The 20,214-nt window shown below is 74.2% G+C and carries 15 protein-coding genes; 5 read left to right on the top strand and 10 right to left on the bottom strand.

The window, feature by feature from the left end:
• Positions 1–52 precede the first annotated feature (52 nt).
• Entirely contained in the window at positions 53–1,468 is a 1,416-nt protein-coding gene (locus ACTSKS_RS10005; RefSeq protein WP_442927517.1) for a cation:dicarboxylate symporter family transporter, read from the bottom strand.
• Between the two features lie 187 nt (positions 1,469–1,655).
• On the opposite strand from ACTSKS_RS10005, the gene ACTSKS_RS10000 reads away from it, so the two are divergent.
• Positions 1,656–3,992 carry a response regulator gene (locus tag ACTSKS_RS10000; RefSeq protein ID WP_442927516.1) on the top strand — a complete coding sequence of 779 codons (2,337 nt, stop codon included), beginning with the start codon at positions 1,656–1,658 and terminating at the stop codon, positions 3,990–3,992.
• A gap of 7 nt (positions 3,993–3,999) precedes the next feature.
• Here ACTSKS_RS10000 and ACTSKS_RS09995 read toward each other — a convergent pair whose 3' ends face one another.
• A complete protein-coding gene (locus ACTSKS_RS09995; protein ID WP_073117430.1) occupies positions 4,000–5,955 on the bottom strand; it encodes an AMP-binding protein in 1,956 nt (651 codons plus the stop codon).
• 216 nt (positions 5,956–6,171) lie between these two features.
• Between ACTSKS_RS09995 and ACTSKS_RS09990 the strand changes: the two genes are divergently transcribed.
• From ACTSKS_RS09990 to ACTSKS_RS09975, 4 genes are read left to right on the top strand one after another with little or no spacing between them, the layout of a single operon-like run.
• Positions 6,172–6,861 carry a GntR family transcriptional regulator gene (locus tag ACTSKS_RS09990; protein ID WP_070708642.1) on the top strand — a complete coding sequence of 230 codons (690 nt, stop codon included), beginning with the start codon at positions 6,172–6,174 and terminating at the stop codon, positions 6,859–6,861.
• Positions 6,858–8,384, top strand: a complete 1,527-nt coding sequence (locus ACTSKS_RS09985) for an MmgE/PrpD family protein (RefSeq protein WP_070708643.1) — start codon at positions 6,858–6,860, stop codon at positions 8,382–8,384. Before ACTSKS_RS09990 ends, ACTSKS_RS09985 begins: the two co-directional genes overlap by 4 nt.
• Positions 8,384–9,322, top strand: coding sequence for a methylisocitrate lyase (gene prpB, locus ACTSKS_RS09980; protein WP_063189203.1), 939 nt, complete (start codon positions 8,384–8,386; stop codon positions 9,320–9,322). Before ACTSKS_RS09985 ends, prpB begins: the two co-directional genes overlap by 1 nt.
• Positions 9,323–9,378: 56 nt before the next feature.
• Positions 9,379–10,524, top strand: coding sequence for a bifunctional 2-methylcitrate synthase/citrate synthase (locus ACTSKS_RS09975; protein ID WP_061866976.1), 1,146 nt, complete (start codon positions 9,379–9,381; stop codon positions 10,522–10,524).
• 245 nt (positions 10,525–10,769) lie between these two features.
• Here ACTSKS_RS09975 and ACTSKS_RS09970 read toward each other — a convergent pair whose 3' ends face one another.
• The 8 genes from ACTSKS_RS09970 to ACTSKS_RS09935 form a co-directional block, all read right to left on the bottom strand.
• Positions 10,770–12,479, bottom strand: a complete 1,710-nt coding sequence (locus tag ACTSKS_RS09970) for a CTP synthase (protein WP_080695883.1) — start codon at positions 12,477–12,479, stop codon at positions 10,770–10,772.
• Positions 12,480–12,488: 9 nt separating this feature from the next.
• Positions 12,489–13,505, bottom strand: a complete 1,017-nt coding sequence (gene xerD / locus ACTSKS_RS09965; RefSeq protein WP_442927515.1) for a site-specific tyrosine recombinase XerD — start codon at positions 13,503–13,505, stop codon at positions 12,489–12,491.
• A complete protein-coding gene (locus ACTSKS_RS09960; protein WP_041102685.1) occupies positions 13,502–14,209 on the bottom strand; it encodes an NUDIX domain-containing protein in 708 nt (235 codons plus the stop codon). The genes xerD and ACTSKS_RS09960 overlap by 4 nt, the downstream gene beginning before the upstream one ends.
• 41 nt (positions 14,210–14,250) lie before the next feature.
• On the bottom strand, positions 14,251–15,993 hold the full coding sequence (recN, locus tag ACTSKS_RS09955) for a DNA repair protein RecN (RefSeq protein WP_061866978.1): 1,743 nt from the start codon (positions 15,991–15,993) through the stop codon (positions 14,251–14,253).
• On the bottom strand, positions 15,990–17,078 hold the full coding sequence (locus ACTSKS_RS09950) for an NAD kinase (protein ID WP_065573206.1): 1,089 nt from the start codon (positions 17,076–17,078) through the stop codon (positions 15,990–15,992). Before ACTSKS_RS09950 ends, recN begins: the two co-directional genes overlap by 4 nt.
• A 113-nt stretch (positions 17,079–17,191) precedes the next feature.
• Positions 17,192–18,034, bottom strand: coding sequence for a TlyA family RNA methyltransferase (locus ACTSKS_RS09945; RefSeq protein ID WP_123244154.1), 843 nt, complete (start codon positions 18,032–18,034; stop codon positions 17,192–17,194).
• The gene (locus ACTSKS_RS09940) at positions 18,027–18,857 is read right to left on the bottom strand and encodes an HAD-IIA family hydrolase (RefSeq protein WP_123244153.1); all 831 of its coding nucleotides are present in this window, start codon (positions 18,855–18,857) and stop codon (positions 18,027–18,029) included. Before ACTSKS_RS09940 ends, ACTSKS_RS09945 begins: the two co-directional genes overlap by 8 nt.
• Positions 18,854–19,720: a hypothetical protein gene (locus ACTSKS_RS09935; protein WP_230278193.1), complete on the bottom strand. Its 867-nt coding sequence runs from the start codon at positions 19,718–19,720 to the stop codon at positions 18,854–18,856. Before ACTSKS_RS09935 ends, ACTSKS_RS09940 begins: the two co-directional genes overlap by 4 nt.
• Between the last annotated feature and the right edge of the window lie 494 nt (positions 19,721–20,214).

The following is a 20,214-nucleotide window of genomic DNA, read 5'->3' as shown; positions in this document are numbered from 1 at the left end:
GGCGTCGCCGGTGGTCGACGGTGCGGCGTGCCGCGCGGGCCCGCCGCCTCCGTCAGCGGGTGGGGTTCCGGTCGCCGTCGGCGGCCATGGTGAAGTTCAGGCTGGAGTCGGGGTGGCCCTCGTAGGCCTGCTCGGCGATCGTCGGGGACTGCTGCGGGTCGTGCGCGGCGCCGTCGTGGCCGGCCACGGTGGCCTCGTCGAACTGCAGCTCGCCACTGAGGACGCGCCGGGCACGCTCGCCGTCGAGCTCGCCCACCCAGCGGCCGATGAGGAGCGTGGCCACGGCGTTGCCGGTGAAGTTGGTCAGGGCGCGGGCCTCGGACATGAACTTGTCGATGCCCACGATCACGCCCATGCCGCCGAGCAGCTCGGGTCGGTGCGCCTGCAGGCCGGCGGCGAGCGTGGCCATGCCCGCGCCGGTGACGCCGGCCGCGCCCTTCGAGGCGATGATCATGAATACCAGCAGGCCGATCTGCTCGCCGAGGTTCATCTCCGCGCCCATCGCGTTGGAGACGAAGAGCGCGGCCATGGTCAGGTAGATGGCGGTGCCGTCCAGGTTGAAGGAGTAGCCGGTGGGCACGGTCACGCCCACGACGGACTTGTCCACGCCGGCGTGCTCCATCTTGGCGATCAGGCGGGGCAGGGCGGTCTCGGAGGAGCTGGTGGCGAAGATGAGCAGGTACTCCCGGCCCAGGTACTTCATGAGGGACAGGATGCTCAGGCCGGTCACGACCTTCAGGACGGTGCCGAGCACCACCACGATGAAGGCGATGCAGGTCAGGTAGAAGGCGCCCATGAGCAGCGCCATGGCGCCGATCGCGGACCAGCCCGTGGAGCCGACGACGGCGGCGATCGCACCGAACGCGCCGATCGGGGCGACCCACATCACCATCATGAGGATGCGGAACACGACGCCCTGGATCAGGGTGAGACCCCGCAGCAGCGGGGCGCCGGCCGGGCCCATCTGCTGCAGGGCGAAGCCCACGAGCAGGGCGATGAACAGGGTGGGCAGCACCGGCAGGGAGCCGGGGATGATGTCCAGCAGGAACTGGACGGTGCCGTCCGCCGCGGCCTGGGGCTTGTTCGGGTCGTAGGGCGTCAGCTTGAGGCCCTCGCCGGGGTGGATGAGGTTGCCGACGACGAGGCCGACGGCCAGCGCGAACGTGGACATCGTCATGAAGTAGGCCAGGGCGATGCCGCCCACGCGGCCGACGGTCGCGGCCTTGGCGATCGAGCCGACGCCGAGGACGATCGTGCAGAAGATGACCGGGCCGATCATCATCTTGATGAGGGAGACGAAGCCGTCGCCCAGCGGCTTGAGGGACTTGCCGAACTCGGGGAAGAACAGGCCGACGGCGGCGCCCAGCACCACCGAGGCGATCACGGCGATGTACAGCCAGTGGGTGCGGTCCTTCTTCGTCGCCGGGGCCGGCGGGGCCGAGGTCTCGGCCGGTGGGGTGTGCGCCATCGGGCGTTCCGTTCTGTGCGGTGGTGGGGCGCCGCCGAGCGGTCCGCAACGGCGCGGGAGGGATGTGACCACTCTCGCGGCCCCGGGTGGTGTCGGTCACGATTGCGGTCATAGTGGTCACGGCGGCCGACGGACTGCAGGATCGTGGGGGTGGACCGGCGCGTCGCCGGCCCGAGGGAGGAGAGGCATGCGCCACCCGTGGTCGATTGCCCGGCGGATCGCCGTGGTCCACGTGGCGCTCGTGGCGGCCATCGCCCTGTTCAGCGTGTGGAGCGCCTACCTCCAGGCCCGCGAGGTGGCCCAGCGCGTCGAGGAGCGCCACGTCCAGGGCGTCACCACCCTCGTGGCGCGCGACCCCGCGCTCGTCTCGGCCCTGCGGGCCGGCGACGCCCCCGCCTTGCAGGCCGGGATCGACGGCTGGATCGCCGAGGCACAGGTCTCGTGGCTGACCGTGATGGACCCGGACGGGATGCGGTTGGCGAGCTGGCGCCCCGAGCAGGTCGGTGTCCGCTACCCGAAGCCGGTGGACGCCGTCGTCGCCGGGGACACCGTCGTGGAGCTCTCGAGCACCGGTGCCGCGGGCCGTTCGGTGCGCGCGCTCGCACCGGTCGTGGACCCGGAGGACGGCACCGTCGTGGGCGTGGTCACGATGGGCGTGCAGATCTCCGACGTCACCATCATGGCCGAGGCGCAGATCCCCGGCATCCTGCTGGGCTCGGCCGCCGTGGCCGCCGTCGGCCTGCTCGTCGCCTGGCTCGTGGGCCGGTATCTGAACCGGGTGACGCTCGGACGCGGCCCCGAGCAGATCGCCGAGCAGTTCCTGCTGGCCGAGACGGCCATGGACTCGCTCGAGGCCGGCGTCGTGGTCCTCGCCCCGGACGGGCGGGTCCGCCTGCACAACGACGCCGCCGCGCGCCTGCTCGGCTGGGAGGGCGCGGGCGAGCCTCGACCGCCCACCGAGCTCTCCGCAGCCCTGCCGGGCGCGGTCAGCGGCGAGGCGAGCCTCGCCGTCGGCGGACGGGTCCTCGTGGTGCAGCAGCGTGTCGTGCGGGCGCCCGGCCGCTCCGACCCCGGCGGGTCGGTCCCGCCGACGGCCCTCGCCGCGGCCGCCCGCGAGGGCGTGACCACCGCCCCGGCGGGATCGCGCGTGCTCGTCCTGCACGACCGCACCGACCTGCAGCGGCTCGGCGACGAGCTCACCGTGGCCCACACCCTGACCACGGCGCTGCGCGCGCAGACGCACGAGCACGCCAACCAGCTGCACACCGCCCTCGCCCTCGTGGAGTCGGGCCGGCTGGAGGCCGCCCGGGCCGTGCTGTCCCGCCGCGCCGCGGACGAGGAGGCCTCCGACGACGTCCTCGCCGCCCTGCTCGACGCGAAGGCCGCCCAGGCGCGTGAGCGGGGCGTGGCGCTGACCTGGTCCGCCGAGCTGACCGCGCCCGCCCCGCTGCGCCCGCTCGATCTGCTGACCGTGCTGGGCAACCTGGTGGACAACGCCCTCGACGCCGCCGCCGCACCGGACCTGTCCGCGGCAGGCCGGTGGGTCGACGTCGAGGTGGTCTCGGACGCCGCGGGCCTGCTCGTGCAAGCTGGCCGACGGCGGCCCCGGACCCTCCGACGCGGACCGCGGCCGACTCTTCGACCGGGGCTGGTCGACGAAGCCCGTCGGCGCCGCCGGACGCGGCATGGGGCTGTGGCTGACGCGGCGGATCGCGGAGGAGGCCGGCGGGGTCGCGGACGTCGCGACCGACTCGGGCACCGTGTTCACCGTCGAGGTGCCCCGCACCCCCCGACCCCAGGAGGAGATATGACCGCCCGCCCGTACCGGGTGCTCGTCGTCGAGGACGAGCAGCTGACGGCCGAGACCTACGTGGCGCACCTGGACCGGCTGCCGGGCTTCGAGGTGGCCGCGGTGGCCGGTTCCCTGCTGGCCGCGCGGCAGGTCGCCGCGGCGGGCCTGCACGCCAACGGGCGCTTCCCGTTCGACGTCGTCCTGCTGGACATGAACCTGCCGGACGGGCACGGCCTGGACTTCCTGCGCCAACTGCGCGCGGCCGGCTTCCACGGCGGGGTGCTGGCGCTCACCGCGGCCACCGACCTGCCGGTGGTGCGCCGGGCCGTCGCGTACGGGGTGACGCAGTACCTCGTGAAGCCGTTCGGGTTCGACGAGTTCGCGGACCGACTGGGCGGGTTCCGCGCCGCCTCGGCGATGCTGGCCGGCGACGGCGCCCTCGACGGCCAGGAGCAGGTGGACGCCGTCTTCCGCGTCTCCCGCGAGCGGCGCGCCGAGGCCCTGCCCAAGGGGCTGACCGAGGGCACCCTGCGCGAGGTGGTGGAGCTGCTGGGGGCGGACCCGGAGACCGCCCTGAGCGCGGCCGAGGTGGGCGAGCGCCTGGGCATCTCCCGCGTGACGGCCCGGCGCTACCTCGAGCACCTCGAGCGGATCCGCCGGGTGCGGCGCTCGGCCCGGCACGGCGGCCGCGGCCGGCCCGAGCAGGAGTACCGCTGGGCCGGCCGCACGTGAGCGGGGCTCAGCGGGCCGGGCGCAGCACCCCGGCCAGGGCCTCGAGCACGGCGGGGTCCTCGATGGTCGAGGGCACCGCGTACTCCTCGCCGTCGGCCATCTGCCGCATGGTCTTGCGCAGGATCTTGCCCGAGCGGGTCTTGGGCAGCGCGTCCACCACGACGACGTCGCGGAAGTCCGCCACCGGACCCACCTCGCGGCGCACCGCCTGACGCAGCTCGTCCATGAGCGCGGCCTCGGCCTCCGAGCCGGCCTCGGGCGTCTCGACGCCGGACTTGAGGACCACGTAGCCCGAGGGTCGCTGGCCCTTGAGCTGGTCTGCGACGCCGATCACGGCGCACTCGGCCACCGCCGGGTGCGCGGCCAGGGCGGCCTCGAGGACGCCCGTGGACAGCCGGTGCCCGGAGACGTTGATGACGTCGTCGGTGCGCCCGAGCACGAACACGTAGCCGTCCTCGTCCACGAGGCCGGAGTCACCGGTCGCGTAATGGCCGGGGAACGCGCTGAGGTAGGAGTCGATGTAGCGCTGGTCGTCGCGCCACAGGGTGGGCAGGGTGCCCGGGGGCAGCGGCAGCCGCAGGGCGATGTTGCCCTCGGTCCCGGCGGGCACGGGCTCGCCCAGGCCGTCCAGGACCACGAGGTCCACGCCCGGCGAGGGCACCGAGGACGACCCGATCTTCACCGGCAGCTGTTCCAGGCCCACCGGGTTCGCCGCGATGGCCCAGCCGGTCTCGGTCTGCCACCAGTGGTCGATCACCGGCATGCCCAGCAGGCCCTCGATCCACCGCTGCGTCTCCGGGTCCAGGCGCTCGCCCGCGGCGAAGAAGTGCCGCAGGGAGGACAGGTCGTGGGCCTGGAGCAGCTCGCCCTCGGGGTCGGCGCGGCGGATCGCGCGCAGCGCCGTGGGGGCCGTGAAGAAGGACCGGACCCCGTGGTCCTCGATGAGCCGCCAGAACGCGCCGGCGTCGGGCGTGCCCACGGGCTTGCCCTCGTACATCACCGTGGTGGCCCCGGCCAGCAGCGGTCCGTAGACGATGTAGGAGTGCCCCACGACCCAGCCCACGTCCGAGGCGGTGCACATCGCCTGCCCCGGGCCGACGTCGTAGATGTGCTCCATGGTCCAGCGCAGGGCGACGGCGTGGCCTCCGTTGTCCCGGACGACGCCCTTGGGCTTGCCCGTGGTGCCCGAGGTGTAGAGCACGTACAGCGGGTCGGTGGCCCGCACCGGGACGCAGTCGGCCGGCTCGGCGGCCGCGACGGCCTCGCCCCAGTCCTCCCAGCTCGCGCCCCCGCGCCCGTCGGCGTCCGCGAGCGCGGTCTCGAAGCCCTCGCGGTGGTGGACCAGCACCGTGCGCACGGGGTGCGCGGCGGTCTCGAGCGCCTCGGCCACGGCGGGCAGGTATTCGACCCGGCGCTTGGGCTCGATGCCGCCGGAGCAGGTGAGCACGACGTCGGGGGCGGCGTCGTCGATGCGGGAGGCGAGCTCGCGCGGGGCGAAGCCGCCGAAGACCACGGAGTGCACCGCGCCGAGCCGCGCGCACGCCAGCATCGCGATGTGGGCCTGCGGGATCATCGGCAGGTACACGAGGACGCGGTCGCCCTTGCCGACGCCGCGCGCGGCCAGGGCGCCGGCCAGGCGGGCCACCGCGTCCGTGAGCTCGGCGTACGTGTAGCGGGTGACCTCGCCGGTCATCGCGGAGTCGTGGATCAGCGCGACGGCGTCCCCGCGGCCCGCCTCGACGTGCCGGTCCAGGCAGTTGAAGGCGGTGTTCAGCTCGCCGTCCGGGAACCAGCGGTACAGGGGCGCGGCGGAGTCGTCGAGGGCGCGCGTGGGCGCGACGGTCCAGTCGATGGCGCGCGCCGCGTCGAGCCAGAACCCCTCGGGGTCGCGGAGGGACCGGGCGTGGGCGTCGGCGTACGCGCCGGAGGGGCGGTCTTCGGTGGGGGCATCGTGGGTCGCCATGCGCCCAGGGTAGTGCCGTGGATCACAGGGGGCAAGGAATCTGTATACATTTCTTGCCCCGTCAGTGAGGCGTGGCGGCACGCGCGAGTCCCGCGCCGGGGACGCACCACCCAGCCCCCGCACGCCGGACGGCACTCCTCGTGGGCGGCGTCGCCCGGCACGCGCATCGGACACACCCCCTGCCCTCGGCGGGACTGTTGTGTATACACTGGCGGCATGCGAGCGAGTGAGCGGGCGTACCAGGCCCTGAGGGCGGAGATCCTCGACTGGTCCCTCCCTCCGGGCGCGGGCCTGGGCGAGGTGGAGCAGGCCGAGCGCCTGGGCATCTCGCGCACCCCTCTGCGCGAGGCGCTCTCCCGCCTGGTGGCCGACGGCCTGGCCGAGCAGGCCCCGGGCCGGGGCATCGTCGTCGCCGACCTGTCCCTCGAACAGGCGGACCAGCTGTTCGACCTGCGCATCGCCCTCGAGTCCCTCCTGGCGCGCCGGGCCGCGCAGCGGGCCACCCCGGAGGCGGCCGAGCGGTTCACGGTCCTCGCGGGCCGTTTCCAGGAGGCCGAGGTGGCCCTGCGCGGCGGGACCGACCCGGCGGACTACTACGCGATGACGGCCGAGCTGGACAGCCGGCTGGACGAGGCCGCCGCGAACCCCTACCTCGTCTCCACCCTGCGCACCCTGCGCCTGCACCTGGCGCGCCTGCGCCGCCTGGCCGCGGACGACCCGGCCCGCCTCGCGGCCTCCGCCGCGGAGCACGCGGACATCGCCGACGCCGTCGGCTCGGGCGCCGCGGACCTCGCGGAGGCGACCACGCGGGTCCACCTGCACCACGCCTTCCACCATCTGACCCGGCGCGGCCGCGCCGAGGAGACCCCGACCCTGCTGACCCCCACCGAAGGAGACCGACCATGAAGAACCATCACGTGCGCGTCCACCGCTCCGAGGAGAACCTCGAGCGCAAGGACCAGCTGGCCTGGAAGCTGGCCGAGGTGGCCGTCGACGACGTCGAGGTGCTGCCCGAGGTCGAGGAGATGATCATCAACCGGATCATCGACAACGCCTCCGTCGCCGTCGCCTCGCTGAAGCGCGGCCCGATCGTCGCCGCCCGCGCCCAGGCCCTGTCCCACCCGGTCTCCACCGGCGGCGAGGGCGCCTCCGTGTTCGGTGTGGCGCAGAAGGTCTCCCCCGAGTGGGCCGCGTGGGCCAACGGCGTGGCCGTCCGCGAGCTGGACTACCACGACACGTTCCTGGCCGCCGAGTACTCCCACCCGGGCGACAACATCCCGCCGATCCTCGCCGTCGCCCAGCACGCCGGCCGCTCCGGCAAGGACCTGATCCGCGGCATCGCCACCGGCTACGAGATCCAGGTGGACCTCGTGAAGTCCATCAACCTGTACGGCCACAAGATCGACCACGTGGCCCACATCGGCCCCTCCGCCTCCGCCGGCATCGGCACCCTGCTCGGCCTGGACACCGAGACCATCTTCCAGGCCATCGGCCAGGGCCTGCACACCACCACCGCCACCCGCCAGTCCCGCAAGGGCGAGATCTCCACGTGGAAGGCCCACGCCCCGGCGTTCGCCGGCAAGATGGCCGTCGAGGCCGTGGACCGCGCCATGCGCGGCCAGACCTCCCCCGTCCCGATCTACGAGGGCGAGGACGGCGTGATCGCCTGGCTGCTGGACGGCCCGGACGCCTCCTACGAGGTGCCGCTGCCCGAGCAGGGCGAGCCCAAGCGCGGCATCCTGGACACCTACACCAAGGAGCACTCGGCCGAGTACCAGGCCCAGGCCTGGATCGACCTGGCCCGCAAGCTCCACAGGGAGCACCCGGAGGCCACCGACCCGGCGAACGTCGAGTCGGTGCTGATCAAGACCTCGCACCACACCCACTACGTGATCGGCTCGGGCGCCAACGACCCGCAGAAGTACGATCCGACGGCCTCGCGCGAGACCCTCGACCACTCCATCCCCTACATCTTCACCGTGGCCCTGCAGGACGGCTCCTGGCACCACGTGGACTCCTACGCCCCCGAGCGCGCCCAGCGCGAGGACACCGTGGCCCTGTGGCACAAGGTGACCACCGTGGAGGACCCGGAGTGGACCCGCCGGTACCACTCGCTGGACCTCGCGGAGAAGGCGTTCGGCGGCGCGGTGGAGATCACCCTCAAGGACGGCGCCGTCATCACCGACGAGATCGCCGTGGCCGACGCCCACCCGCTCGGCGCCCGGCCGTTCGCCCGCGAGCAGTACATCCAGAAGTTCCGCACCCTGGCCGAGGGCATCGTCTCGAAGGAGGAGCAGGACCGCTTCCTGGCCGCCGCCGAGCGCGTGGCCGAGCTGCAGCCCGGCGAGCTGGACCAGCTGAACATCCTGGCGGACCCGGCGTTCCTGTCCGAGGCCGACCTCGCCGCCGCCCCGAAGGGCCTGTTCTGATGCTGTACTCGACGAAGACGGCCGAACAGAAGCGGATCGACCTGCGGCAGACCCTGAAGCAGGGCGGCGCCCAGCAGTTCCCGGGCGCGTTCACGCCGCTGACCGCCAAGCTGATCCAGGAGAAGGGCTTCCCCGGGGTGTACATCTCCGGTGGCGTGCTCGCGAACGAGCTGGGCCTGCCCGACGTCGGGCTGACCACGCTCACCGAGGTGGCCGTGCGCGGCGGGCAGATCGCCCGCCTCACGGACCTGCCGTGCCTCATCGACGCGGACACGGGCTTCGGCGAGCCGATGAACGTGGCCCGCACGGTGCAGGAGTTCGAGAACGCCGGCCTGGCCGGCTGCCACATCGAGGACCAGTTCAACCCCAAGCGGTGCGGCCACCTCGACGGCAAGAACATGGTGGACCTCGACACCGCGGTCAAGCGCATCGCCGCCGCCGTCGACGCCCGCCGGGACCCGAACTTCCTCATCATGGCGCGCACCGACCTGCGGGCCGTGGAAGGCCTGGACGCCGCGATCGCCCGCATGAAGGCGCTCGTGGAGGCCGGTGCGGACGCGATCTTCCCGGAGGCCCTGAAGGACATCGGCGAGTTCGAGACCGTGTGTCGCGAGCTGGAGCCCCTCGGGGTCCCGGTCCTGGCGAACATGACCGAGTTCGGCAAGTCCGAGCTGTTCACCCGCCAGCAGCTGGCCGACGCCGGCGTCGCGATGGTGATCTACCCGGTCACCCTGCTGCGCTCCGCGATGGGCGCCGCCGAGCGCGTGCTCGACGCCATCAAGGAGGAGGGCACCCAGCAGTCGCAGGTGGAGCAGATGCTCACCCGCGCCCGCCTCTACGAGCTGGTGGACTACGAGGGCTACAACGCCTTCGACACGGGCATCTTCAACTTCGACGTGCCCACGCTCGACATCGGCGCCAACCACGCCGACCTCTGACCCGTCACCGGGCCCGCCCGTGCGCGGGCGGGCCCCACTCCCCGAGGAGGGACACCATGACCGAGACCGAGATCAAGAAGGGCCTGGCCGGCGTCGTCGTGGACACCACGGCGATCTCCAAGGTCAACCCGGAGACGAACTCCCTGCTGTATCGCGGCTATCCCGTGCAGGACCTGGCCGCGCAGCTTTCGTTCGAGGCCGTCGCGCTGCTGCTCTGGACGGGCGAGCTGCCCACGGACGAGGAGCTGGCCGCGTTCGAGCACTTCGAGCGCGCGCACCGTGCCCTCGACCCGAAGGTGAAGCAGGCCATCGACCTGCTGCCCACCGACTGCCACCCCATGGACGTCGGACGCACCGCCGTGTCCGTGCTCGGCGCGAACCACCCGAAGGCGGAGGACTCCTCCCCCGAGGCCGAGCTGGAGAAGGCCCAGGCCCTGTTCGCGGCGTTCCCGGCCGTCGTCGCCTACGACCAGCGCCGCCGGCGCGGCCAGGACGTGGTGGAGCCGCGCGAGGACCTGGACTACTCGCAGAACTTCCTCTGGATGACGTTCGGCGAGGAGGCCGCCCCGGAGGTCGTGGACGCGTTCCGCGTCTCGATGGTGCTGTACGCCGAGCACTCGTTCAACGCCTCGACCTTCACCGCGCGCGTGATCACCTCGACGCTCTCCGACCTGCACTCGGCCGTGACCGGTGCGATCGGCGCGCTCAAGGGCCCCCTGCACGGCGGCGCCAACGAGGCCGTGATGCACACCTTCGACGAGATCGGCATCCGGAAGGAGGAGTCCCGTGAGGACGCCGCCGCCCGAGCGAAGGCGTGGATGGAGGACGCCCTGGCCCAGAAGAAGAAGGTCATGGGCTTCGGCCACCGCGTCTACAAGAACGGGGACTCCCGCGTGCCCACCATGAAGGCCGCACTGGACCGGATGATCGAGCACTACGGCCGCGAGGAGATGCTCGGCCTGTACGACGGTCTGGAGCAGGCCATGGACGAGGCCAAGCAGATCAAGCCGAACCTCGACTACCCCGCCGGCCCGACGTATCACCTCATGGGCTTCGACACCGAGCTGTTCACGCCGATCTTCATCGCCTCGCGCATCACCGGCTGGACCGCCCACATCATGGAGCAGCGCGCCGCGAACGCGCTGATCCGCCCGCTCTCGGCCTACGACGGCCCCGAGCAGCGGGAGCTGCCGGCGGGCTGAGCCTCGTGAGGGGCGGTCGGGGCGACTTGTCGGAGGTGTAGACGCAGATCACCTCCGACACGTCGCCCCATTCGCTCGCGGCGCGGTGCCGCGTGCACGACGACGGCGGGTCGCCCCGGGTGGGGCGGCCCGCCGTCGTCGTGTCGTCATCGGTGCGACGCCCTCGCAGAGTGGTCACGACACGCCGCGTGCCGGGCGCGGCGACGGCGTGTCGTGACCACTGTGTCGGGCCGGTCGTCGGCCCCTCAGCGCCGGGCCGCCGCGTCGGCGCGGCGGGCCAGGCCGGCGGCGACGAGGCCGGCGAACAGCGGGTGCGGGCGGGTCGGCCGGGAGGAGAACTCCGGGTGGGCCTGCGTGGACACGTAGTACGGGTGCACGTCCCGGGGCAGCTCCACGAACTCCACGAGGGCGCCGTCCGGGGAGGTGCCGCAGATCGCGAGACCGGCCTCCTCGAGGCGGTCGCGGTAGGCGTTGTTCACCTCGTAGCGGTGGCGGTGGCGCTCGGTCACCTCGGTGGTGCCGTAGGCCTCGGCCACCACGGAGCCCGGGCGCAGGGTCGCGGGGAAGGCGCCCAGGCGCATGGTGCCGCCGAGGTCCCCCTCGCCGGCCACGATCTGCTCCTGCTCGGCCATGGTGGCGATCACGGGCGAGGCGGTCTCCGGGTCGAACTCGGTGGAGTCCGCGTCCTCCAGGCCGAGGACGTTGCGGGCGTACTCGATGACCATGGACTGCAGGCCCAGGCACAGACCCAGCGTCGGGATCCGCTGCTCGCGGGCGTGCCGCAGCGCGCCGAGCTTGCCCTCGAGCCCGCGCACGCCGAAGCCGCCGGGCACACACACGGCGTCGACGTCCGCGAGCGCCACCGCCGCGCCCTCGGGGGTGGCGCACTCGTCCGCGGCCACCCAGCGGATGCCCACCTTGGCCCGGTGGGCGAAGCCACCGGCGCGCAGCGCCTCGGTGACGGACAGGTAGGCGTCCGGCAGGTCCACGTACTTGCCCACGAGCGCCACCGTGAGCTCGTGCTCCGGGTGGTGCACGGCGTCCATGAGGGCATCCCACGCGGTCCAGTCCACGTCCTTGAACTTCAGGTCCAGGGACTGCACCACGTGGGCGTCGAGGCCCTGGTCGTGGATGACGCGGGGGATGTCGTAGATGGAGGGGGCGTCGGCGCAGTTGACGACGGCGTCCTGCGGGACGTCGCACATGCGGGCGATCTTGCCGCGGACATCGTCGGGGACGGCCCGGTCCGAGCGCAGCACGATCGCGTCCGGCTGGATGCCGATCGAGCGCAGGGCGGCCACGGAGTGCTGTGTGGGCTTGGTCTTGAGCTCCTGCGAGGGGCCGATGTACGGCACGAGGGAGACGTGCAGGAAGAAGACGTCGTCGCGGCCGACGTCCTGGCGGACCTGGCGGGCGGCCTCGAGGAAGGGCTGCGACTCGATGTCGCCGACGGTGCCGCCGATCTCCGTGATGATCACGTCCGGGGCGGGGCGGTCGCCGCGGGGCTCCGCGGGCAGGCGCATCCGGCGGCAGATCTCGTCGGTGATGTGCGGGATGACCTGGACGGTGTCCCCGAGGTACTCGCCGCGGCGCTCGCGGGCGATCACGGTGGAGTACACCTGGCCGGTGGTCACGTTGTCCAGGCCGTCGAGGTCCTCGTCGAGGAAGCGCTCGTAGTGGCCGATGTCCAGGTCCGTCTCGGCGCCGTCCTCGGTGACGAACACCTCGCCGTGCTGGAACGGGTTCATGGTGCCCGGGTCCACGTTGAGGTAGGGGTCGAGCTTCTGCATCACCACCCTGAGCCCGCGCGCCTTGAGCAGGTGGCCGAGCGAGGAGGCCGTGAGCCCCTTGCCGAGGGAGGAGGCGACACCGCCGGTCACGAACACGTGACGGGTGACGCGCGTGGACGTCTGAGTACGAGAAGTTCGTTTCACCACGGATTTTGAGCGTATCAGGTGCGGGGCTCAGCGCGCGCGCGGATGCGCGGCGGAGTAGACCTCGCGCAGGGAGTCCACGGTGACGAGGGTGTACACCTGCGTGGTGGTCACGGACGCGTGCCCGAGCAGCTCCTGGACCACGCGGACGTCCGCGCCGCCGGCCAGCAGGTGCGTGGCGAAGCAGTGGCGCAGGGTGTGGGGCGAGACGTCCGCCTCGAGGCCGGCGCGCTCGGCCGCCCGCTTCAGCACGGCCCACGCGGACTGCCGGGAGAGCCGGCCCCCGCGGGCGTTGACGAACAGGGCGGGCGTGGAGCGTGTGACTCCCGTCATGATCGTGGGCCGTCCCCGCACCAGCCATGCGTCGAGCGCGGCGGCCGCGTAGGAGCCGATCGGCACCACGCGCTCCTTGGACCCCTTGCCGAACAGGCGGACCACGGGCTGGCCGCCGTCGTCCCCGGTCTGCGCGAGCCCCACCACGTCGTCGACGTCGAGGCCGACCACCTCGGAGATGCGGGCGCCGGTGCCGTAGAGGAACTCGAGCAGCGCGCGGTCCCGCAGTCCGGCGGGGGTGTCGACGGGCACGGCCTCCAGCAGCGCCGTCACCTGCTCCACGGGGAGCGCCTTCGGCAGGCGGGCGCCCGGCTTCGGCGGGTGGACGTCGAGGGCGGGGTCGGCGGGCGTGAGGCCCTCGAGGGCCCAGAACCGGTGCAGGCCGCGCACGGCCGCGAGCACGCGGGCCGCCGAGCGGACCGCGAGGGGCCGCGCGCCGTCCTCGCCGGTGCCCAGCGCCCGCAGAAAGCCCGAGACGTGGCCCGGGTCGACGTCGGCGGGGGCGCGCACCCCCTGGGCCTCGAGCCAGCGGCGGTAGCGCTCAAGGTCGCGGCGGTAGGCGGCCAGCGTGTTCGCGGCGAGGCCCCGCTCGACGGCCAGGTGCTCCAGGTGGCGGCGGAACGGGGCCGCGAGCGCGGACTCCGCGCCCCGGCCCCCACGGCTCCCACGGGCCTCGGCCTCGCCGCTCCCCCGGGCGGCCGGGTCGGTGCTCACGCGGGCCAGTCCGCCCCGGGGCCGTGGCGGTCGGGGACGAACGGCGCGTCCACGGGACGCAGGCGTCGCCAGCCCTGGGCCCGGTGGGCGCCCAGGGCCAGCACGGCGACGACGGTGGACGGGTTGTGCACCCGGCCGTCCAGGACGGCGTCGGTCACCTCGTCGAGGCCGACCCACACGAGCGGCATGGCCGCCTCCTCGTCCTGCCGGGTGTGCCGCTCGCCGTCGGGGATCTCCTCGATCTGACGGGCCAGGAACACGCGGATCGCCTCGCTGGAGCCGCCCGGGGTCGTGTAGTAGTCGACGAGGGTGTGCCACTCGCGGGCGCGCAGGTCGGCCTCCTCGGCCAGCTCACGGACGGCGACCTGGTGGAGGTCCTCCCCGTCCACGTCCCGCAGGCCCGCCGGGATCTCCCACAGCTCCATGCCCACGGGGTGGCGGTACTGGCGGACGAGGGCCACCTGCTCGCGGGGGCCGGTGGTGGTGAGCTTGGTGCGGACCGCGAGGATCGCCACGGCGCCCGGGTGCACCATCAGCTCCCGGGTCAGCGGATCCCGGGACTTGTCCGCCGGGTCCAGGCGGAACGACTCCCGGGCGATGTCCCACACTCGGCCCTCGTAGACGGTCTTCGACTTCTTCACCGGGCGGGGGACGTGCAGGTCGCGCAGGGGCGAGCGTCCCGCGGACGCGGGGATCTCAGGCATGGGGCGATCCTTTCATGTCGGGGCGGCGTCCGCGGACCGGGTCAGCCGCGTTCGCGGGCGGAGGACTCGAGCAGCTCCCGGGCGTGCTCGCGGGCCGCCGCGGAGTCCCCGCGGCCGGCGAGCATGCGGGCGAGCTCCTCGACCCGTTCGTCGGCCGTCAGGGTCACGACGTCGGAGGTGGTCACACCCGCGGCCGGATCCGAGTTCTTCTCCACCCGCACGTGCCGGTCCGCATAGGCGGCGACCTGGGGCAGGTGCGTCACGGCGATGACCTGCACGTGGCGGGCGAGCCGGGCCAGGCGTGCCCCGATCCGCACGGCGGCCTCACCGCCCACGCCGGCGTCGACCTCGTCGAACACGAAGGTGGGCACCGGGTCCGTGGCGGCCAGGACCACCTCGAGGGCGAGCATCACGCGGGAGAGCTCGCCGCCGGAGGCGCCGCGGCCCAGGGGCCGGGGCTCGACGCCCGCGTGGGGGCGCAGGGCGAGCGTGACGTCCTCAGCGCCGTACGGGCCGAGACCGTCCCCGGCGACCGGCGTCAGCCCGACGTGGAACGAGGCGTCCGGCATGAACAGGGCGTGCAGCTCCTCGGTCACCGCGGTCTCGAGCCGCTCGGCGGCCGCGGTGCGCAGGGCGGTGAGGGTCGCGGCCCGCTCGCGCAGCGCGGCGTCCAGCCGGTCGACCTCCGCCTCGAGCTCCTCGAGGCGGCCGGAGTCGCCCTGCAGCTCGTCCAGGCGCGGACGCTGGGTCCGGGCCCAGTCGATCACGTCGGCGAGCTCCGGCCCGTAGAGCCGCTGCAGTCGTGTGAGCTCGGCCAGCCGCGACTGGGCCGCGTCGAGGTCGGAGGCCGCGTCGGCGTCCAGGTCAGCGGTGTAGCGGGCCAGGTCGCCGGCGATGTCCGTGAGCACGACGGCGGCCTCGGCCAGGCGCGCGGCCGCGGCGGCGAGCTCGGGGTCGTCGCCGGGGGCGGCGAGCACGGCCTGCCGCGCCCCCTCCACGAGGCTGACGGCGCCGGGGGTCTCGTCCATCGCGTCCACGTCGGGGCCGGCCAGTCGGGCGTGCGCCTCCCCCGAGGCGGCACGCAGCTCCTCGACGTCCTCGAGCCGGCGGATGAGAGCCCGCAGCTCCTCGTCCTCCCCCTCCTGCGGGTCGGCGAGGTCGATCTCCTCGAGCGAGCGCTGGAGCGCCTCGGCCTCGCGGGCCCGCTCCTGGCGGTGGGTGGTGAGCTCCTCGCGCTCCCGACGCGCGGCGGCCCAGGCGGCGTGGTCGGCGCGGTAGGCCCGCAGGGCCGCGGCGAGCTCGGCGCCGCCGAACGCATCGAGGGCGTGCCGCTGGGCGTCGGCGCCCTGGAGGCGGACCTGGTCGTTCTGCCCGTGCACGGCCACGAGCGTGGCCCCGATCTCGGAGAGCAGGCCCACGGGCACGGAACGGCCGCCGGCCGCGGCGCGGGAGCGTGTGCCCTCCCCCGACGCCGTGACGCTGCGGCTGAGGACCAGGTCGCGGGTGCCGTCGTCGCCCTCGTCCACGACCGCACCGGCCTCCTGAGCCAGGCGGAGCGCCGCGTGGTCCGCGGCCACGCGCACGCCGGCGTCCACGACGGCTCGGGACGAGCCCCGGCGGACCGCGCCCGCGTCGGCGCGAGCACCGAGCAGCAGGCCCAGGGCGGTGACCACCATGGTCTTGCCGGCGCCGGTCTCACCGGTGACGACGGTGAAGCCGGGGTCCAGGTCCACGGTGGCCTCGCCGATCACGCCGAGCCCCGAGATCCTCAGATGGTCGATCATGCGTCCTCCCCGGGGTGACGCGCCCCGCGGTCGCGGTGGCGCTGGATGTCCGCGGGCGAGAGCACCGACAGCGGCATGGTGGCCGGTTCGACGACGTCGGGACGCGGCCCCGCGTGCCGCGGCTCGACGGTCTCCACCGCGTGGAGCACGCCCGCCCGCTCCTGGGCGGTGACGGGGCCGCGCCAGCCGTCCGTGGGCAGCCGGAACTTGCGCACCAGCCGTTCCGCGAAGGGAGTCGGGTTGAGACGGGCCAGGCGCACCGGCTCCGCCGACCGGGACACCTCGATCCGGGCCTGCGGCGGCAGTTCGACGGTGCGCCGGCCGTCACACCACAGCACACCGGTCTCGCGGGTGCGGGTGAGCACGTCCACGCCGATCGTGGAGCGCGGACCCACCACGAGGGGGCGGGTGAACAGGGCGTGGGCGCTGATGGGCACGCACAGCAGGGCCTCCACGGAGGGCCACACCACAGGGCCCCCGCCGGAGAAGGCGTAGGCCGTGGAGCCGGTGGGGGTGGCCAGCACGACGCCGTCGCAGCCGAAGGCCGTCAGCGGCGAGTTGTCCACGGACACGACCACCTCGAGCATCCGCTCCCGGTGGGACTTCTCCACGGAGGCCTCGTTGAGGGCCCACGTGCGGGCCACCTCGCGGCCCTCCACGTGCACGACGACGTCCAGGGCCATGCGCTCGATCACCACGTAGGACTCCGAGGCGATCGCCTGGACGGTGCGGTGCAGGTCGGTGCGCTCGGACTCGGCGAGGAAGCCGACGTGGCCCAGGTTCACCGCCAGCAGCGGCACGTTGTAGCCGCGGACGAAGTCGGCCGCCCGCAGCACCGAGCCGTCGCCGCCGAGGACGAGGCCGAGGGTGATGTCCTCGAGCTCGCAGTCGACCCCGAGGGCCTCCGGCGCGAACTCCGGGGGGTCCCCCGCGGCCGCGCGGATGGCGGCCACGTCCTGTTCGAGCATGACGCTGACCAGGCCCTCCTCCGCGAACATGCGGGTGGCCTGCAGCGCCGCGCTGATGGCGTCCTCGCGGCCCGTGTGGGTCAGGACGAGGACGCGACGTCCGGGGGTGTAGGGCATGGTTCCTTCCGCGGGCCGGGGTGCCGGGCACTGCGCTCCAGGATAGCCACGAGACCGGACGCGCGAACCGGTGGCCCCGCGCCCGTGGACGGGCGGTGTCCCCCGGTCGGGGGTCAGGACCAGTCGATGTGCGCGCCCCGGACCCACCCGGCGGCGCTCTCGCCGGCGGGCGTGGCCGGGCCCGTCCCGCCAGCCGGGTCGTCGGCCGCGGTGGCGTCGGGACGGCGGAGTCGCAGGAAGAACTCGGCGTTCCCGTCCTGGCCGGCCAGGCCGGATCGGGCAAGGCCGCGCGGTGCGAGGCCGGCGCCCAGCGCGGCCGCGGCCACCCCCGCGACGGCGTCGCGGCGGGCGTCGGGATCGGTCACGACGCCCGTCCGCGGCAGAGCGCGCCGCCCGACCTCGAACTGGGGCTTGACCATGAGCAGCAGCTCGGCGCCGGGTCGGCACACGCCCGCGAGCGGGGCGAGGACGAGACGCAGCGAGATGAAGGACAGGTCGGAGACCACCAGGTCCACCGGACCGTCGATGTCCTCGGCCGTGAGGTCGCGGACGTTGAGCCCCTCGCGCACGAGGACGCGAGGGTCGGCCCGGACGGGCGGGGCCAGCTGGTCGTGGCCCACGTCGACGGCGGCCACCCGTTCAGCGCCCCGCTCGAGGAGGACCTGGGTGAAGCCGCCGGTGGAGGCCCCGGCGTCGAGCGCCCGGCGGCCGGCCACGCCCACGTCCGGGAACGCCTCGAGTGCGCTGACCAGCTTGTGGGCCGCACGGGAGACGTACCGCGGGCCCGGGTCGCGCAGGCGCAGGGTGGCGTCGGCGGCCACGCGGTCGGCGGGCCGGCGCACCGGGCGGCCGTCGAGGAGCACCTGTCCCGCGCGGATGAGCGCCGCGCCCTCCGTGCGGGAGCGTGCCAGGCCCCGAGCGGCCAGGGCGACGTCGGCGCGTGCGGTCTCAGCCACGCCGTGGGTCCGCGGAGGCCTCGGCCCCGCCGGCGAGCAGAGCGGGCAGGTGAGCACGGACCCACGTCGGCCGGTCTGGCCCGGGGGCGGCGCCCGCGGTCTCGCGCGTGTCGATGCCGGTCAGGACGAGCACCGTGTCGAACCCCGCCGCGTTGCCGCCGCGGATGTCCGTGTCCAGGCGGTCGCCGACCACGAGGGGACGGGCCAGGCCGAGGGCGTCGGCCGCCGTCCGGAACAGTCGTGGCTCGGGCTTGCCCGCCGCGACGGGCGCGGTGCCGGTGGCCCGGCCCACCGCCTCGACGAGGGCCCCGTTGCCGGGGGCGATCCCCTCCGCGCGCGGAATCGAGGTGTCCAGGTTGGTGGCGACCCAGGTGGCCCCGGCGCGCACGGCGTACGCCGCCTCCGCCAGATCGGCCCAGCCGAGACCGGGGTCGAAGCCCTGGATCACCGCGTCGGGACGCTGCGCCGCGGACGCGACCACCTCGTAGCCCCGCTCCTCGACCACGGCGCGCAGGTACGCCGAGCCGACCACGAGCACCCGACCGGTGCGGCGGCCCAGCGTCTCCTCGAGCAGGTCGACGCCCGCCGGTGCGGAGCCGAAGACCTGCCCCGCCTGCGCGGGCACCCCGAGCGTGCGGAGATGCTCGGCCACGGACTCCGGCGCGCGGGAGGCGTTGTTCGTCACGAACCCGACCGGCACGCCCCGTTCCTGCAGCGTCGACAGCGTCTCGACCGCCCCGGCGATCGCGCCGCCTCCGGCGTAGACGACGCCGTCCAGGTCGCACAGCAGCCCGTCGTGACCGTCGAAGAACGTGGCGCTCACCGACCGTCCGCCTCCGGGGCCTCGAGGGCGTCGAACAGCGACAGCTGGTTCGGGTCGACCTCGTCCGGCGCGTCGACGGCGGCCGGCGGCTCCGTGGCGGCCTCCGGCTCCTCGGCCGGGGATCCGTCCGCCGTCGGCTCCGCACCGGCCTCGGCCGCAGACCGCTCGTGGCGCCGTTCGCGGGGGGACGGGCGGCGGTCCCGGGGGTCCTCGACCGGCTCGGTGTCCACGTCGATGATCTCCGGGTCCGCGAACCCGCCCACGCCGAGGGCCTTCTCCGCGACGCGCACGGCGCGCGCCCAGAGCCGAGCCTCGTCGCGGCGCCCCAGGGCGAGCAGCACGTCGGCCTGACGCTGGAACAGCCGGGGAGAGAAGGGGTAGCCGCGCCGCCGGTCCAGTTCCGGGATCTGCAGGGCCTCATGGGCGCCCTGGAGGTCGCCGGCGTCCTCGCGGATGCCGGAGACGACCATGGCCAGCTCGGCCCGCGCCGCCCGGTCCAGACGCGAGGCATCCACCTCGGCGGCCAGCTGCAGGGCCTTCTCCGTGCGGCCGAGGGCACGCTCGCTATCCACCTGCGCGGCGATGTGGGTGTCATCGCCCGTCATACGCCGGTAGGTGCGGAACTCGCGCAGCGCGTCGGCGTACTCCCCCGCCGCGTAGGCGGTGAGCGCGACTGCCTCGCGCACGCGTGAGAGGCGGCCGCCCTTGCGGGACGCGGCGAGGGCGTGCTGGAACGCCAGCGCCGGGTCGACGTCCAGGTAGCGGCCGGCCATCACGAGATGCTTGGCGACCCAGCTGGCAGGACGCTCGTCAAGGCCGTTGATCTCCTTGAGCGTGCCGCGGTCGAGCTCCTGGCCCGTCACGTCCGGGTCGATGTCCGGAGAGCGCTCCTGGTCCGCACGATTCGCCGCTCGGAGGTCACCGGGATTGTGCGCGGGTCGTTCGGCGCGGTCCTCGCGACGAGGGCCCGTCGGCGCACCGCGGCGCTCGGGGCGTCCGCCCCCCTGGCCCGGGCCGCGCCGCCGGTCCTCGTGAGGCCCGCCGGAGCGGCGCCGGTCACCGGCACCGCTGCGAGGACGTCCGTCGCGGTCTCCACCACGACGCCGGCCATCACCGCCACCACGGGGCCCGCGGCCCTCGGATCCGCGGTCCTCGCGGCGCTCTCGGGGGGTGTCCTCAGCCATGGTGTCCTTCCTGGGCGTCACGCCGCGACGGTCCGCGGGAACGCGGTCTCTGTTCCTCATGTGCCGGCCTCGCGGCCGGGTCCTCAGGGGACCAGGCTAGTGCCCGGAGCCTGTGGCAGACCGTCCTTGCGGGGAAAACAGTCCAGAAATGCGGGAAGGGCCTCGCACCAACA

This window comes from Micrococcus sp. TCR-5, from assembly GCF_052220525.1.
GTDB lineage: Bacteria > Actinomycetota > Actinomycetes > Actinomycetales > Micrococcaceae > Micrococcus > Micrococcus luteus.
Note: the sequence above shows the minus strand (reverse complement) of the source record. Positions and strands in the feature narration are given on the sequence as shown.

What these genes read in the sequence shown, in the direction of transcription:
- ACTSKS_RS10005 (WP_442927517.1), bottom strand. Translation starts at nt 1,468, where the DNA reads ATGGCGCACACCCCACCGGCCGAGACCTCGGCCCCGCCGGCCCCGGCG.
- ACTSKS_RS10000 (WP_442927516.1), top strand. Translation starts at nt 1,656, where the DNA reads ATGCGCCACCCGTGGTCGATTGCCCGGCGGATCGCCGTGGTCCACGTG.
- ACTSKS_RS09995 (WP_073117430.1), bottom strand. Translation starts at nt 5,955, where the DNA reads ATGGCGACCCACGATGCCCCCACCGAAGACCGCCCCTCCGGCGCGTAC.
- ACTSKS_RS09990 (WP_070708642.1), top strand. Translation starts at nt 6,172, where the DNA reads ATGCGAGCGAGTGAGCGGGCGTACCAGGCCCTGAGGGCGGAGATCCTC.
- ACTSKS_RS09985 (WP_070708643.1), top strand. Translation starts at nt 6,858, where the DNA reads ATGAAGAACCATCACGTGCGCGTCCACCGCTCCGAGGAGAACCTCGAG.
- prpB (WP_063189203.1), top strand. Translation starts at nt 8,384, where the DNA reads ATGCTGTACTCGACGAAGACGGCCGAACAGAAGCGGATCGACCTGCGG.
- ACTSKS_RS09975 (WP_061866976.1), top strand. Translation starts at nt 9,379, where the DNA reads ATGACCGAGACCGAGATCAAGAAGGGCCTGGCCGGCGTCGTCGTGGAC.
- ACTSKS_RS09960 (WP_041102685.1), bottom strand. Translation starts at nt 14,209, where the DNA reads ATGCCTGAGATCCCCGCGTCCGCGGGACGCTCGCCCCTGCGCGACCTG.
- recN (WP_061866978.1), bottom strand. Translation starts at nt 15,993, where the DNA reads ATGATCGACCATCTGAGGATCTCGGGGCTCGGCGTGATCGGCGAGGCC.
- ACTSKS_RS09950 (WP_065573206.1), bottom strand. Translation starts at nt 17,078, where the DNA reads ATGCCCTACACCCCCGGACGTCGCGTCCTCGTCCTGACCCACACGGGC.